At 66.3% G+C, this 14,679-nt stretch carries 14 protein-coding genes; 8 read left to right on the top strand and 6 right to left on the bottom strand.

Annotated elements, in window-relative coordinates; all coding sequences use genetic code 11:
- Nucleotides 1-154 precede the first annotated feature (154 nt).
- The gene (locus ACOQFL_RS18295) at nt 155-1,207 is read left to right on the top strand and encodes an NAD-dependent epimerase/dehydratase family protein (RefSeq protein ID WP_435545405.1); all 1,053 of its coding nucleotides are present in this window, start codon (nt 155-157) and stop codon (nt 1,205-1,207) included.
- Between the two features lie 26 nt (nt 1,208-1,233).
- Here ACOQFL_RS18295 and ACOQFL_RS18300 read toward each other — a convergent pair whose 3' ends face one another.
- A complete protein-coding gene (locus ACOQFL_RS18300) occupies nt 1,234-1,920 on the bottom strand; it encodes a TIGR04282 family arsenosugar biosynthesis glycosyltransferase (protein ID WP_435545406.1) in 687 nt (228 codons plus the stop codon).
- Nucleotides 1,917-2,600 (bottom strand): glycosyltransferase family 2 protein, encoded by a 684-nt coding sequence (locus ACOQFL_RS18305; RefSeq protein ID WP_435545542.1) that lies wholly within the window; start codon nt 2,598-2,600, stop codon nt 1,917-1,919. The genes ACOQFL_RS18300 and ACOQFL_RS18305 overlap by 4 nt, the downstream gene beginning before the upstream one ends.
- Nucleotides 2,601-3,061: 461 nt before the next feature.
- Between ACOQFL_RS18305 and crtI the strand changes: the two genes are divergently transcribed.
- From crtI to ACOQFL_RS18330, 5 genes are all read left to right on the top strand, one after another.
- Nucleotides 3,062-4,591: a phytoene desaturase family protein gene (crtI, locus tag ACOQFL_RS18310; RefSeq protein ID WP_435545407.1), complete on the top strand. Its 1,530-nt coding sequence runs from the start codon at nt 3,062-3,064 to the stop codon at nt 4,589-4,591.
- Nucleotides 4,588-5,574 (top strand): phytoene/squalene synthase family protein, encoded by a 987-nt coding sequence (locus ACOQFL_RS18315; protein ID WP_435545408.1) that lies wholly within the window; start codon nt 4,588-4,590, stop codon nt 5,572-5,574. The genes crtI and ACOQFL_RS18315 overlap by 4 nt, the downstream gene beginning before the upstream one ends.
- A 3-nt stretch (nt 5,575-5,577) precedes the next feature.
- On the top strand, nt 5,578-6,171 hold the full coding sequence (idi, locus tag ACOQFL_RS18320) for an isopentenyl-diphosphate Delta-isomerase (protein WP_435545409.1): 594 nt from the start codon (nt 5,578-5,580) through the stop codon (nt 6,169-6,171).
- Nucleotides 6,172-6,343: 172 nt separating this feature from the next.
- Nucleotides 6,344-7,063: a class I SAM-dependent methyltransferase gene (locus ACOQFL_RS18325; RefSeq protein ID WP_435545410.1), complete on the top strand. Its 720-nt coding sequence runs from the start codon at nt 6,344-6,346 to the stop codon at nt 7,061-7,063.
- Entirely contained in the window at nt 7,063-8,658 is a 1,596-nt protein-coding gene (locus ACOQFL_RS18330; protein WP_435545543.1) for an FAD-dependent oxidoreductase, read from the top strand. The genes ACOQFL_RS18325 and ACOQFL_RS18330 overlap by 1 nt, the downstream gene beginning before the upstream one ends.
- A gap of 69 nt (nt 8,659-8,727) precedes the next feature.
- On the opposite strand, the gene ACOQFL_RS18335 is transcribed toward ACOQFL_RS18330, so the two are convergent.
- Together ACOQFL_RS18335 and ACOQFL_RS18340 are read right to left on the bottom strand one after the other, a co-directional pair.
- Nucleotides 8,728-9,747 carry a Rieske (2Fe-2S) protein gene (locus ACOQFL_RS18335; protein ID WP_435545411.1) on the bottom strand — a complete coding sequence of 340 codons (1,020 nt, stop codon included), beginning with the start codon at nt 9,745-9,747 and terminating at the stop codon, nt 8,728-8,730.
- 316 nt (nt 9,748-10,063) lie between these two features.
- The gene (locus tag ACOQFL_RS18340; protein ID WP_435545412.1) at nt 10,064-10,384 is read right to left on the bottom strand and encodes a hypothetical protein; all 321 of its coding nucleotides are present in this window, start codon (nt 10,382-10,384) and stop codon (nt 10,064-10,066) included.
- A 414-nt stretch (nt 10,385-10,798) separates the two neighbouring features.
- Between ACOQFL_RS18340 and ACOQFL_RS18345 the strand changes: the two genes are divergently transcribed.
- Nucleotides 10,799-11,242 carry a universal stress protein gene (locus ACOQFL_RS18345; protein WP_435545413.1) on the top strand — a complete coding sequence of 148 codons (444 nt, stop codon included), beginning with the start codon at nt 10,799-10,801 and terminating at the stop codon, nt 11,240-11,242.
- Between the two features lie 116 nt (nt 11,243-11,358).
- Here ACOQFL_RS18345 and ACOQFL_RS18350 read toward each other — a convergent pair whose 3' ends face one another.
- Nucleotides 11,359-11,787 (bottom strand): SPW repeat protein, encoded by a 429-nt coding sequence (locus ACOQFL_RS18350; RefSeq protein ID WP_435545414.1) that lies wholly within the window; start codon nt 11,785-11,787, stop codon nt 11,359-11,361.
- Nucleotides 11,788-12,012: 225 nt separating this feature from the next.
- Nucleotides 12,013-13,680, bottom strand: a complete 1,668-nt coding sequence (gene qcrB, locus ACOQFL_RS18355; protein WP_435545415.1) for a cytochrome bc1 complex cytochrome b subunit — start codon at nt 13,678-13,680, stop codon at nt 12,013-12,015.
- A 243-nt stretch (nt 13,681-13,923) separates the two neighbouring features.
- Between qcrB and ACOQFL_RS18360 the strand changes: the two genes are divergently transcribed.
- Nucleotides 13,924-14,580 carry an O-methyltransferase gene (locus ACOQFL_RS18360; protein WP_435545416.1) on the top strand — a complete coding sequence of 219 codons (657 nt, stop codon included), beginning with the start codon at nt 13,924-13,926 and terminating at the stop codon, nt 14,578-14,580.
- Nucleotides 14,581-14,679: the final 99 nt, after the last annotated feature.

A 14,679-nucleotide genomic window follows, 5' to 3' on the forward strand; every position in this document is an offset into this window, starting at 1 on the left:
CCACCACTGCCCTCGTCGTGTGGCCCGCCTTCGAAAACACCCCGGTTCCGATCTCGTGCCGCCCGAGCGGACCCACCCCGCGGCCGAGACGCCGAGCCAGTGGATGGACAATCACACACCGTTGTCGTAGTAGTCGTCCGCTCGGGAGGAACGAGTGCGGGTTCTGATCACCGGAGGGGCCGGGTTCATCGGCTCCCACGTCGCCGAACGACTCACGACCGCCGGACACGAGGTCAGACTACTCGACAATCTACTTCCCAGCGCACACGGATTCTCCGCACGAGAGACCTACTCCCAGGCGGAGGACCTCTTGATCGGCGACGTGCGGGATCCCGAGGTGATCGGGCGAGCACTGTCCGGAGTCGACGCGGTTTGTCACCACGCGGCCATGGTCGGCCTGGAAACCGGTCCGGCGGACACACCCGCATACGTCGAGCACAACGATCTGGGAACCGCCCGGCTGTTGTCGGCCATGACCGAACGAAAGGTCAAGCGGCTCGTGCTCGCCGGATCGATGGTGGTTTACGGGGAGGGTCGCTATCACTGCGCCGTTCACGGTGTCGTGCGCCCAGGTCCCCGAGCCGCCGAGGATCTGGACCGCGCTGTGTTCGAACCCCGCTGCCCCCACTGCGGCGGGCTGCTCGAATCCGGGCGGGTACCGGAGGACGCACCGACCGATCCGCGCAACGTCTACGCCACCACGAAACTCACCCAGGAACACCTGGTCGCTTCCTGGGCACGTCAGACCGGTGGGCACGCCACGGCGCTGCGCTATCACAACGTGTACGGCCCGCGTATGCCACGGGACACCCCCTACGCCGGTGTCGCCGCACTGTTCCGTTCGGCACTCGCCCACGGTGAGGCTCCCAGCGTGTTCGAGGACGGCGGCCAGCGTCGTGACTTCGTGCACGTGCGCGACGTCGCCGAGGCGAACCTCGCGGCACTCGGACATCCTCCGCACGGTTTCGCCGCTTACAACGTGTGTTCCGGCGAGCCACGCACCATCGGCGAAATGGCGCGGGAGCTCGCCACTGCCACCGGCGGGCCCGACCCCGTGGTGACCGGACAGTACCGGCTCGGAGACGTGCGCCATATCGTTGCCGATCCGGACCTGACCGCGAAGGAGATCGGCTTCCGCGCTCGGATCGGATTCACCGAGGGAATCACCGAGTTCGCCCACGCGGCCCAACGCGGCGCATCCGACTGAGCCGAGGAACACCCGGGCATGCGGTGCTACACGGCGCCCTCCCGTTCGACACTCTCACGCAGCGCCGCCGCGAATTCCGTTTCGGGAGCCGATTCGGCCACGCGATGCGCGTCCAGTACCGTGTCCACGTCGGAGAGCTCGACCAGTTCGTGCACTCGTAGTCCCCGTTGTGCCAGGGCTGATCCGGTCAGTTTTCCGGTATCCGGTCGTGACATCGGGACGTGACCGAGCACTTCCGCGTCGCGCGGCTCGCGCAGGCCGAGCGCCCACCATCCGCCGTCCAAAGCAGGGCCCAGAACCGCTTCCGGGCCGTCGTGGGACCGCAGCGGCGCGGCCGACTCGGCGAGCAGCTCGGGGGTGAGCTGCGGCGTGTCCATCCCGATCTGCAACACGGGCGATGCGGGATAGCGTTCCGCCACCTCGGTGTGCGCCGCGGCCAACCGCTCTCCGAAATCTCCTCCGCGTTGCCAGACCAGATCCATGTCGGCCATGGCCTCCTCGATCGCGTCACGACGACACGCCCGTTCTATTTCACCTGTCCAGGCGACCACCGGATATATCCCGGGGATACCGTGAACTGCGGCCAGCGTGTCCAACAGGCTCGCGGCGGCCACCTTGGCTGCCTGTTCCGGGGGAAGCGGTGGTGTGAGGCGTGTCTTGGCCACCCCGGTCTCCGGGGCCTTGGCCACGACCAGTACGACCGTCGGATTCATCGCAGCACCTTGATCATGTCGCGTACCGCGCGCGCGGTTCCCTTCATAGAGCCGGACACCTTGGATCTCGTGCCGCTTGTTCGGGGAGAGTAACGAACCGGCAGTTCGCGTACCCGCCAACCGGCACGCCCCGCTCGAAGCAACAGTTCGAGGGGATAGCCGAACGCGCGGTCCTGGATGTCCAGGCCGAGCAGTTTCACACGATCGGCGACCCGCACCGGAGCCAAATCGTGTACGGGCAGTCCGTTTCGACGGATCAGCGCCGCGATAACGGCATTGCCCACCCGGACGTGCCACGCCATGGCCGAGCGAACGGTCGGCACCCGCTTTCCCACCACGAGATCGGCCTCGCCCTCGACCACGGGGTTGATCAGCGCGGGAAGGTCGGCCGGGTCCACGGAGCCGTCCGCGTCGAGTACGCAGACGACCCCGCCGCGCGCGTGCGTCACCCCGGTGTGCACGGCCGCGCCGTAGCCCGGCCTGGTCTCGTGTACGACTCGCGCGCCGTGCCGGGCCGCTACCTCCGGAGATCCGTCGGTGGAGCCGTTGTCCACCACCAGGACGGGCACGGCAAGCCCTTCGACGATCGAGTCAAGTACCGCGGGCAGAGCCGCGGCCTCGTCGAGGCAGGGCAGCACCACTTCGACGTCGGCGGTTTCGTTCAGCGGTGGCCTGGGCATGGCTCCGAACTCCGGGTGGGCCTCACTCGCACGATCGTGCCTGATCACTGTGCCTGACTCCTTTCGCGTGACACACGTTCGCTCGTCGTCTCCGGTGGCGAACGGTCGGGCGTACTGCCGCACACTGCCACCGAACACTGTTCGTAGGCCGCAGGGGAAGGGATTGGTGTCGAGCGAGGATCCGCGTCCTGAAACGGCCGACCGTGGAAGCCGCTCGGAGCGAGGCAACCGGTGATCATCGCCCTGTGACCCCTCGTCGGCAAGAACCGGTGGTCCCGTCGCGATGCCACAACCGTGTATATCGTTCGGAGCACGCGCCCGCCCGCCTTGCCCGAAGACCTCACCCGAAGAAGTGATATCGCGAATTTGAAGGGATCCGAGTGGATTTCTAGACTGAGCCACGACGAGCGGTTCACCGCGGGACCCGACTCCTCTCCGAGCAACCCCAGGGAGCAAGCCACATGCGGACAGTCACCGGGCCCACCGAGCGTGTTGTGGTCGTGGGGGCGGGACTTTCCGGATTGACCGCTGCGCTGCACCTGCTCGGTGCGGGCCGCGAGGTCACCCTCGTCGAGTCCGAGGATTCCCCGGGAGGCCGCGCGGGGCGGCTGGACATCGCGGGATACCGCATGGACACCGGGCCGACCGTGTTGACCATGCCGGAACTCCTGGACGAGGCGTTGGCAGCGGTGGGTGAATCGGTACGGGACCGGCTGGAGCTGATACCGCTGGACCCGGCCTACCGCGCACGGTTCGCGGATGGTTCGAGTATCGATGTTCGTACCGACGCGGCGGCCATGGAACAACAGGTACGGGAATTCGCGGGGCCCGAGGAGGCGGCGGGCTACCGCCGGTTACGGCAGTGGTTGAGCAGGCTCTATTCGGCACAGTACGAGACCTTCATCGATGCCAATTTCGATTCTCCGCTGAATCTGCTGGAACCGAATCTCGCCCGGTTGGCCGCGCTTGGTGGTTTCGGGGGACTGCACCGCAGGATCGGCCACTTCCTGCGGGACGAACGACTGCGACGCGTGTTCTCGTTCCAGGCCCTGTACGCGGGAGTGGCACCGCACAACGCGCTTGCCGCGTACGCGGTGATCTCCTACATGGACACGGTACGGGGCGTGTACTTCCCCCGCGGCGGTATGCGGGCGGTGCCGGACGCGTTGGCCGCGGCGGCCGCCGGGGCGGGAGCGACGTTCCGCTACGGCAGCTCGGTGACGGACCTGGAACGTCGTGGCCGACGAATCACCGCTGTGCACACTGACCACGGGGAACGCATTCCCTGTGACTCGGTGGTGCTCACTCCCGATCTTCCCGTTTCCTACCGGTTGCTGGGTCGCACCCCGCGACGTCCCGTACGGCTGCGTGCCGCTCCTTCGGCGCTGCTGATACACGCCGGGACGAACCGGGACCAGCCGGAACTGAGCCATCACACGCTCTCGTTCGGGCAGGCGTGGAAAGGCACCTTCGACGAGTTGACACGGCACGGAAAGTTGATGAGCGACCCTTCGGTGCTGATCACGAATCCCACTCGCAGTGATCCCTCGCTCGCACCGGCGGGCAAGCATCTGCATCACGTGCTGGTTCCCTGCCCCAACCTGGACCTCGCCCGCCTCGACTGGGACGCCATATCGAACGGATACGCACGAGAAGTGCTCGACTCGCTGCAGGAACGGCTCATACCGGGATTCGAATCCTCGGTGGAGGTCAGCCGCATAGTTACTCCCGCGGACTGGGCGGCGCGGGGGATGCTCGCCGGCACCCCGTTCAGCGCGGCGCACACGTTCGCCCAGACCGGCCCCTTCCGCCCGAGAAACCTGGTCAGCGGCCTCGAGAACGCGGTCCTGGCGGGCTGCGGAACCACACCGGGTGTGGGGGTGCCCACCGTGGTGTTGTCCGGCAAGCTGGCCGCTCGCCGCATCACCGGCAACGGCCGAGACACACCGGGAGCTCGCCGCACCCCGGGCGTCGGATCGGCCGCGCGATGAGTGAGCGAGAACTGGACGCGGCCGGTATCCGCTCGCCAGGACTCCGAGCGGCCTATCGCCGAAGCCGTGAGCTCAACGCGAGACACGGACGTACCTACTTCCTGGCCACCCGGCTGTTGCCGCCGTCACGCCGTCCGGCGATACACGCGTTGTACGGTTTGGCACGTGAAGTCGACGACATCGTCGACGAGCCGAGAGGCCCCCTCGAACGGCGCACCCGGCATGCCCGGCTCGACGAGCTGTGGACGGAACTGGATCGGGGATTCGCGGGCGAGCGAAGCGAGCTCGCGGTGGTCATGGCAGTGGTGGACACCGCGAACCGCCACGGGATCGAACAGCGGCACTTCAGCTCCTTCATGGCTTCGATGCGTCAGGATCTGACCGTTGCCCGATACCGAAACCGCGCGGAACTGGACCAGTACGTCCACGGATCGGCCGAAGTCATCGGTCTACAGGTGCTCCCCGTACTGGGCACCCGGTGTCCACCGGAGGAAGCGGCACCTTACGCGGCGGCGTTGGGAAACGCGTTCCAGCTCACCAACTTCCTGCGTGATGTCGGTGAGGATCTGCGCAAGGGACGTGTGTACCTGCCCGCTGACGAACTGCTCGCTTTCGGTGTCGACGAGCCGAGACTGCGGCGCTGCCTGGAGACGGGGAGGGCGGACCGCCGGGTTCGCAGCGCACTCGCCGACCAGATCGCCCGTACCAGAGCGATCTACCGATACGCCGCCGAAGGGATCGAGATGTTGGATCCGATCTCACGTCCGTGTATCACCACGGCCTACACGCTTTACGGTGAGATACTGGATCGGATAGTGGAATCGGGGTACGACGTGTTCGCCAATCGTGTCTCGGTGTCCCGCTCACGCAGATTCGGGGTGGCGCTGCGTGGCACTGTGCCCATAGTCACGGCCCGGATGCGGGCACGGCTGACGGATAGACTCGACCGGGTCTCGTCCAGTTCCATGTTGGGTGGTGGGTAACCGTTGAACTCGAGCTCCCCCGTTTCCGGCGGGGAATTCGTGGTTCTGCTCGACGACTCGGGTGAGCCGGTGGGTACGGCACCGAAATCCGAAGTGCACCACGGTGACACTCCCCTGCATCTGGCCTTTTCCTGCTATGTCTTCGACGCGGCGGGAGAACTGCTGGTCACTCGTCGTGCACTCCAGAAACGAACTTGGCCGGGTGTTTGGACGAACTCGTGTTGTGGACATCCGGCACCCGGTGAAGCGATGGATGCCGCGGTGCGACGCAGGGTGCGCGAGGAACTCGGTCTCGAGATCGGGACGCCGCGGTTGTGGTTGGCGAACTTCCGCTACCGAGCCGTCGACGTCACCGGGGTGGTGGAAAACGAGTTGTGTCCGGTGTACACGGCCGTCACCGACGAACCACCCGCGCCGGATCCCTCCGAGATCGCGGACTGGAAGCGGGTGGACTGGGGGGATTTCGCACTGTTGGCCGCACGAACACCGTGGGCCATCAGCCCCTGGGCGGCCGAGCAGATTCCGCTGCTGAACACCGTCTTCGGGGAGTCCTCGAACACGGTGGAGGTGGGCTCGGGACCGAAGGGAGGGAATTGAGTTCGTCGGCCGCGCCCGCGGTTCGGTGCGGTTGACGAGTCTCGCGAGACCGGACCACTCGCCGCTGACGTGAGTAAGCGAGGACTGGTCGAACACGGCGAGGCACCGATTCACTTGTCCGCACCCGCCCGCACGCGCTGGTTCCGCCACTAGTTCCAGGTAAGGACGGCTGATGTCTTCCCGGTACCCCGTTGTGGGTGGTTTCGAGCAGAGCGCTCGACAGTACGACCGGCTGGTCGGAATCAACCCCGGATATCATCGCGCGCTGCGGCGATCGGCACATCGGCTACATCTGCCCAACGGTGGCCGCGGACTGCGGTTGCTGGATGCGGGCTGCGGCACCGGCGCGTCCACCGCGGCGCTGCTCCGGATCGCGCCGCGCGCGCACATCGTGGCCACGGACGCTTCCGCGAACATGCTGGCACAGGCCGAACGCAAGTCCTGGCCGGACACGGTGGAGTTCGGCCACGCACCGTTGGACGGACTCGAAGAAGCCGGTGTGCGTGGACCGTTCGACGGGATCATGGCGGCGTATCTGCTCCGCAACCTCTCCGATCCCGATGCCGGTCTGCGCGTGTTGCGCGGGTTGCTCGCACCCGGTGCTCGCCTGGCACTGCACGAGTTCTCCGTGCGGAACCGCCCCGTCTCCCGGCTGGTCTGGACGGCGGTGTGTTGGGGTGTGATCATTCCCGCCGGTGAACTGAGTACGCGGGGGTCCGGAATTCACCCTTACCTGTGGCGCAGCGTGCTGAGATTCGATTCGACCGAACAGCTCGCCGCGCGGATGCGTCGGAACGGCCTCATCGGAATACGTCTCGGTTCGATGTCGGGATGGCAGCACGGCATCGTGCACACTCTGACCGGAAAACGACCCGAGACGGCGCAAGCATGATGGGCGGTTTCACGACTTCCCGACCGGCCGGTGACGAGGGACGCGGTAAGTACGAACCGCCCGGCCAGGACCGCAGAGCGGTGTCACATCCGCCACCCGGCGGCATGCCGGACACGAGTCATCTCGCTCGTGCCCCCCGAGCAGCGGTAATCGGCGGTGGGATCGCGGGACTCGCCACGGCCACCTGTCTGGCCGAGCGCGGCGTCGGCGTAACGGTGCTGGAAGCGCAGGACCGGTTGGGCGGACGTGTCGGTGGCTGGCGGACCACGCTCGCGGACGGTTCGGACGTCGGTATGAATCGTGGGTTCCACGCGTTCTTCCGGCAGTACTACAACCTTCGCGCGCTGCTGCGGCGTGCCGATCCGGACCTTTCGGGGCTCACCGCGCTTCCGGACTATCCGCTGCTGCACAGTGCCGGTTACAGGGACACTTTCGCCGGCCTGCCACGCACTCCACCGTGGAACGCCTTCGCGTTCGTCGCACGAAGTCCCACGTTCAGCTGGCGCGACCTCCCCCGACTCGGAACCCGTGCCGCGTTGCCGCTGGCGCAGGTGTCGGTTCCGGAGATCTACGAACGTCTGGACCACCTCGACGCGGACACACTGCTCACTCGGATACGTTTTCCCGCCGCCGCCAAACATCTGGCGTTCGAGGTGTTCTCCCGAAGCTTCTTCGCCGATCCCACCGAGCTCTCCGCCGCCGAACTGGCGACGATGTTTCACATCTACTTCCTCGGTTCCAGCGAGGGACTGCTGTTCGACGTGGCGGCGAACTCGTTCCCGGAAGCATTGTGGAATCCACTGGCGGAGTACCTGGTCGCCCACGGTGCGAGCCTGCTCACCGACACCCCTGTCAGGGCCTTGGAGCGGGGCTCCGACCGACGCTTCGCGGTACGTTCGGACTCCGCGAGAGCTCGAGAAGCCGGTTTTTCGGAATTCGACGCGGTGGTGCTGGCCACCGATACCGCTGGACTGCGGAGCATCGTCGGTAACTCACCCGATCTGGGGACGTCACGGTGGCGAACGCGAATAGCGGGGTTGCGCGAGGCACCACCGTTTCTGGTGTCGCGGTTGTGGCTGGACCGACCGGTTCGTCGGGACCGGCCCGGGTTCCTCGGAACGAGTGGCTACGGGCCGCTGGACAACATCAGCGTGCTGGAACGGTACGAGCACGAAGCGGCCCGTTGGTCGGGAGACCGCGGGGGTTCCGTACTCGAGTTGCACGGTTACGCACTACGGGGTGAACCATCCCTCGACAGCATGCGATCGCGGATGCTGGCGGAACTGGCCAGGATATATCCGGAAACCGAGGCAGCTGGCATCGTGGACGAGCGGCACGAACTGCGAGCCGACTGCCCGCTGTTTCCGCCCGGCGGTTTCGCCGAGCGTCCCGGCGTGCGAACGCCCGATCCGGCAGTGATGCTGGCAGGAGACCTGGTGCGTGTCGACCTACCGGTCGCCCTGATGGAACGTGCCGCCACAACCGGAATGCGAGCCGCGAATGAGCTGCTGCGCGCGTGGGGCGTGCGGGGACACACGCTGTGGAGCGTTCCCGATCGTGGTCGATTCGCCCTGTTGCGCGGTCTGGGGCGCTGATACTCCAGCCGGCGACCCATGCGACGTGTCACCGGCAGTAGCCGAGAGCGATGCGGCGTCCCTGCACTCTCAACCCGGGAACCGCCCGCTGCTGCGCAGTTCGTAGCGCCGCTCGGCATAGGCGAGGTCGTCGGACCACAATCGCAGGGCCACCCGGCGCATCAACGGGCGCAGCAAGCCTGCCACGGGCAATGCCATCCGGAATCCGGGGCGTCGGGAGTAGGCGACCGTGGCCTCGATGACGGCGGTGCGCGGACCGCCGTCGGAACCCGCTTCCAACGGTGTGGCGTGAGTTTCCACCACGCTGCCGGTTCCCTCCCCCTCGGCGATGCGCATCACCACGGTACGCGGGTCCGGGCAGTGGAAAGTAGCCGTTACGGGCACCCCGATCCCGCGGGACAGGCGGAACGAGACGAGCACCTCGAAGAAGTCCTCCTGCTCGCTGCTTTCGAAGTCCGGCGCACGCCGCACGCTGAGGTTGGCGAACGAATAGGGATGGAACCACGAGCCGTGCCAGGGATCCAGCCGATTGGCCACCACGTCGTCGGGTTCGCAGACACCGGTCGCGGTGGCCACTTCGGAGATGCTGTCCCGCAGGGGTGGCCGGCGCGGCACAACCGGGCGCTCCAGCGACTGTTCCCCACCGGCGTCGTCCAGGCGCACCCAGGCCAGGACACCGTCCTCGTAGGTGGGGAACGGCGTCCACCACGGGCCACCTCGTTCGTCCAGTCGAAGTCCGTGCCAGCGACAGATCAACTGGCCGCAGTCCACCGCTGCCTGCCCGAGCGGCGCTCCCAGATGCGGGCAGGCACCCGGCCCCGCGTGCAACGCCCCGTTCTCGCTACGCCACGCGACCACCTCGGTACCGGCCACGGTACGGGCGAAGGGACGGCGTTGGTCGATCTGGGCGCTGCCTGCCAGCACGAACCAGTTACCGGACGGACGCGCCTGGGCACGTTTGAGTGCGGCCGCGATCAGCGAAGGGCGTGCCTCGCGCCATGTCCCCTCCTGCCGAGCCCAGTCGGAAACCCGCAACCTGCGAAGTGGCAGTGCGTTTCGTATCGAATTCCCGTTCGAGAAGCCGAACATGCTGACTCCGTTGCTCGATTGGGGCGACGTCGCGCGAACCGGACTCGGGGAAGATTAACCTGCTCTCGGAGCCGAGGCACACAGGCTCACCGAGGGCACGTTCCGATTCGAAAGCGCCGCACCCGCACGTGGGGCCGAGTTGCTCTCGACGAGCGGAACAGCTTCGCCGTGAAATCCCGGAAGCCACGAACCCCTGGAACGAGCCACTTTCGAGTTACTCGAGCGGAACTTCTGCTCACCACCTCGTGCGGCACGGAACGACTCCGACACACTCGGTAATGTACGGTACGCCGGAACGGGGCGGAGATCGGCCCGCTCAGTCTTCCTCCTCCAAGGTGCGGGCCGCACGGCGGGCGCACTCCCCCAGATCCTCGGCCGCGGCGGCCGCCTGGTCCAACGCGAGGTGAACGGCACGCTGCTCGGGCACACCGGGGTTCTCGTGGCGCTTGGCCAACCCGTCCAGCAGAACCGCGAGACGATCCCCGATCAACGTGACCGTGCGCAGCAGCTCGTGGCTGCGCTCCTGAGCCGACGAGATGTCGTGCCCGGTGTGGAGCTCGTGTACGGCCTGTTTGAGCCTGTCCGTGTCATGGGCTATGACGCTCCATGACGGGGTGCTGGTCGTTCGTTTGGTCAACGGGCTCTCCAAACAACCTTGCGCCGGGCAACGATTCCGATCGGCCACATGAGCGGTCTCGCGACCGCGGATGGTCCCGACGAGCCGGTTCACATCGAACATAGCCGCGGCCGCGCCGGTGCGGCAGTATCGCCGCCGTATCGCCGCGGTCGGCCCGCGCGGCGTGTCCTCGCTCCGCTCCGTCGAGACATCGCGCCTCCGGAAGTCGTGGCTTACCGCGGGTGACATGAACATACCCGCGAGCGATTCAGATCACACTTTCGTATCGATCCTGGTGCCGGCCCGCAGCGGAAAGCAACGGAGCCGAGCGACTGGGAGGGATAAGTGGGACAGTCGAGGCACGCGAGAACACACTCCGTGCGGCGCACACCACGGCGAAGCCGCGATATCCAACGCCGGGATGGGCGATGCGTGATGAGCCAGGAGAACCGGATCGTGGTCGGCATCGACGGCTCGGCCCCCTCATTGGCCGCACTGGACTGGGCCCTCGGGCAGGCCGAACTGACCGGTGCCACCGTTGATGCCGTCACCGCCTGGGAGTACCCGGCGTTCTACAGCTGGGAAGGTGGCGCTGTACCACCCAGGGAATTCGAGAACGCGGCCAGCGTCACCGTGGAGGACGCCGTGGACCACGCGGTGGACCACCGTGCGGGCCCCCCACGGGTACATACCCACGTCGCGCAGGGGGATTCCGCGCAGGTACTGCTCGACATCGCGGAGGGCGCCGAGCTACTGGTGGTCGGAAGTCGCGGCCACGGCGGCTTCGTCGGAGCGCTGCTCGGCTCGGTAAGCCACAAGTGCACCCATCACGCGAGGTGTCCGGTGGTCATCGTGCACGCTTCACCCGAGCGGCGGTAGCTCTCCGCGTCCGCTTCCAGAACCACGCGCTCGGTCATCCGGCCACGTGGTCGACCCGATACTACCGCCACCGCGTGGCGAGCACGCCGGGTCGACCACGTTCGTCGACCGCCTCGTCAGCGCCGACGGCGCATCATCACCAACGAGCTCAGCCCCACCCCGAGCAGCACGATCAGGCCGCCCGTGATCACATTGCTGAGCAGCATGCCCAGGCCGACTCCGCCTCCCAGGATGACGAACGGAGCGATTACGGCCCACGCTCCCAGCAACGGAACCACCCAGGCAACGGTGTGGGTCCTGCTGTAGGCGGAGGCGAACCCGAGCGCCAGCACAGCCACTGTCAGCCCGACGACCAGGTTGCCGAGCGCCACGTCGAAACTGGTGGCGCTGAACTGCACGATCCACGGTGAGATCGCCAGGTAAACTCCCGCCAGCAGGGTGCACCCCTCCAGGACCTGCCCCTGCGGGGTTTGGCTGGCCTCCTCGTAGCGTTCCCGCATCTCGACGAGATCGGGATGCCTCTCGATCGAACCGGCTTGTGTCATCTCGATCACCTCTACCGTTCGCTGTGGGAAACGGCCCCCGCCGGCCACGTCGAACCCCTTGCGACGCCGCGCTGTTCCTCCGGGAACACGGGCTACCCTGCGCGGCCGGGGCGGAAGGTCCGCACCAATACTGTGAACCCGCCTCGAAGAGATGTCCAGCGACAATAGTCCCTTGTATCGGATGAGCCGCGACAGGCGGGAGCGGGACGAATCCCCCTCCCGATATCACTCCGTCACGTCGCGTGGCCGCCCACTGGGCAGCTCCGATTCCCGCGGTTGCGGGCGTTCCGGCTCCTCGACCTCGCGACGCTCCGCCTCGCGCAACTGCTCGGTCTCCTCCGGCGGGTCGGGCCACAACAGGCTGCCGGGAAGCGGACGTCCGGCAGCACCGAGCTTGTTCATCTTCTTGGGAATCGGCGCTCCCTGATAAGAGAGCGGCTCGGGGTGACCGTGTTCGTCGGTTGGGCCGAGTGGCTGGTGCAGCTCGATGACCTCGCCGTGTGGCAGTCTCTTGACGATACCCGTCTCGATACCGTGTTCGAGCACCTGCCGGTCGGCGCGCTGCAGCCCGATACAGATGCGATAAGCGATGTAGTAGGCGGCGGGTGGGCCGAGCAACACTCCGATACGTCCCATCCAGGTGGTGGCTTCCAGCACGATGTCGAACTTGTACGCGATGATGTCGTTGGCACCACTGAGCAGCACGATCACGAAGAAAGTGATCGCCATGGCTCCCAGACCGGTACGCACCGGGACGTCCCTGGGCCGTTGCAGCAGGTTGTGGTGTGCCTCGTCACCGGAGAGTTTGCGTTCCAGGAACGGGTAGGCCAGGGCCAGGGTGAACACCGCTGTCATACCGAGGATCAGCGGGAAGAACGGGGCTGGGATGGTCGCCTGTCCCCAGAGATAGACCTCCCATGGCGGCCACAGCCGACCCATGCCGTCGGTCCACATCATGTACCAGTCGGGTTGCGAGGCGGCCGAGACCATGGAGGCGACGTAGGGTCCGAGATTCCAGATCGGGTTGATCTGGAAAATCCCACCCATTATGGCCGTGACGCCCACGACCAGCGCGAAGAAACCGCCCGACTTCACCGCGAACACCGGCATGATCCGCACGCCGACGACATTGCTCTCGCTGCGGCGCACGCCGGGGAACTGAGTGTGCTTCTGATACCAGACCAGAGCCAGGTGTACGGCGATCAACCCGAGGATGATGCCCGGGAGCAGAAATATGTGGATCAGATAGAAGCGTGGAATGATCTCGTCCCCGATGAACTCACCGCCGAAGAGCAGCCAGTGCAGCCAAGTGCCGATCACCGGAATCGAAAGCGTGATTCCGGAGGCGATACGAACGCCGGTGCCGGAAAGCAGATCGTCCGGCAGCGAGTACCCGGTGAAGCCCTCGAACATCCCGGTGATGAAAAGCAGGATTCCCAGGATCCAGTTGGTTTCGCGCGGCCTGCGAAAGGCGCCGGTGAAAAAGATGCGGAACATGTGCGCCACGATCGCCGCCAGGAACAGCAATGCGGCCCAGTGGTGGATCTGCCGTGCGAACATGCCACCGCGCACCTCGAAGGAGATGTCGAGTGCCGACTCGTAGGCACGTGACATCTCGACACCACGCAGATCGGTGAAAACGCCCTGGTAAGTCACCTCGGCCATCGAGGGATCGAAGAAGTAAGCCAGGTAAGTGCCGGTCAACAACAGCAGGATGAACGTGTAGAGCGCTATCTCCCCCAGCAGGAAGGACCAGTGCGTGGGGAACACCTTGTTCATCTGCCGTCGCATGCCGGAGGCCAGTTGCAACCGTTGGTCGGCCTCGTTCGCCTGGGCCGCGGCAGCACGATACGCCCTGCTGGACTGCTTCGTAGGCCGCGTCAATCTGCTCATGGCGACGATCCCGCCTGCCTTTCGGGCCCCTCCGGCGATTGGCCTGACACTCGCTCGCCAGCGTAAACAGCCCTGTTGCGCTACGCGAGCCAGGAACAGCGCGCCGGAGACGCGAGTCCTCGTCCACGCCGCACGGTTACCGGCGTTCTTCGGCGCGGGCGGTTCCGAAAGGATCACTCGGCGGAGAGGCGCCGGGAACTTCGATGAGTTGCGGAGCGGGGTTGTACGGGTAGCGTCGGCGGCGTGACTCGCAAGTCGGCCCAGCTCGACGAACAACTGCACGATTACCTGCTGCGACACGGAGCACGCCCGGACCCCCTGCAGCGGGAACTGATCGAGGACACCCAGCGGTTGCTGCCCGACAGCGCGGACATGCAGATCTCGCCGGAACAGGCTTCGCTGCTGACGCTGCTGGCCAAGGCGATTCGGGCGGAGTACGCGGTGGAGGTGGGGACGTTCACCGGTTATTCGGCACTGGCGATCGCGCGCGGACTCAGCAAGGACGGCCGGTTGTTGTGTTGCGACGTGAGTACCGAGTACACCGATGTGGCACGGCACTTCTGGCACCGGGCGGGCGTGTCCGAACGCATCGAGCTACGGCTGGCCCCGGCGCTGGACACGCTGCGCGCGTTGGAGAACGCGGCCGTGATCGATCTGAGTTTCATCGACGCCGACAAGACCGGCTACATCGCGTACTGGAACGAGATCGTCCCGCGTACCCGCCCAGGGGGCTTCATCGTGGTGGACAACGTGCTGGCCGGTGGGCGAGTGCTCCACGAGCGACAGGACGAGAGCGCCCACGCCATCCACGAATTCAACCGGTACGCGCTGCGGGACCATCGCGTCGAGTTGACCATGCTGCCGATCAGCGACGGAATCACACTGGCAAGGCGACGCTGAGCGTTCACCGCGTCGTCCCTGACTGTCCGAACACGACCGAGTGATGCGGCGACGCTCGTGCTTTTCGACCGGGCCCCGCCGCGGAGGTTTCGATCTCCG

This window comes from Actinopolyspora sabaoui (assembly GCF_051225635.1).
In the GTDB taxonomy this organism is placed as follows: domain Bacteria; phylum Actinomycetota; class Actinomycetes; order Mycobacteriales; family Pseudonocardiaceae; genus Actinopolyspora.

Bases quoted from the DNA above. Each gene is read 5' to 3' on its own strand.
- ACOQFL_RS18300 (WP_435545406.1), bottom strand. From the start codon at position 1,920: ATGAATCCGACGGTCGTACTGGTCGTGGCCAAGGCCCCGGAGACCGGG.
- ACOQFL_RS18305 (WP_435545542.1), bottom strand. From the start codon at position 2,600: ATGCCCAGGCCACCGCTGAACGAAACCGCCGACGTCGAAGTGGTGCTG.
- crtI (WP_435545407.1), top strand. From the start codon at position 3,062: ATGCGGACAGTCACCGGGCCCACCGAGCGTGTTGTGGTCGTGGGGGCG.
- ACOQFL_RS18315 (WP_435545408.1), top strand. From the start codon at position 4,588: ATGAGTGAGCGAGAACTGGACGCGGCCGGTATCCGCTCGCCAGGACTC.
- ACOQFL_RS18325 (WP_435545410.1), top strand. From the start codon at position 6,344: ATGTCTTCCCGGTACCCCGTTGTGGGTGGTTTCGAGCAGAGCGCTCGA.
- ACOQFL_RS18330 (WP_435545543.1), top strand. From the start codon at position 7,063: ATGGGCGGTTTCACGACTTCCCGACCGGCCGGTGACGAGGGACGCGGT.
- ACOQFL_RS18335 (WP_435545411.1), bottom strand. From the start codon at position 9,747: ATGTTCGGCTTCTCGAACGGGAATTCGATACGAAACGCACTGCCACTT.
- ACOQFL_RS18345 (WP_435545413.1), top strand. From the start codon at position 10,799: ATGAGCCAGGAGAACCGGATCGTGGTCGGCATCGACGGCTCGGCCCCC.
- ACOQFL_RS18350 (WP_435545414.1), bottom strand. From the start codon at position 11,787: ATGACACAAGCCGGTTCGATCGAGAGGCATCCCGATCTCGTCGAGATG.
- qcrB (WP_435545415.1), bottom strand. From the start codon at position 13,680: ATGAGCAGATTGACGCGGCCTACGAAGCAGTCCAGCAGGGCGTATCGT.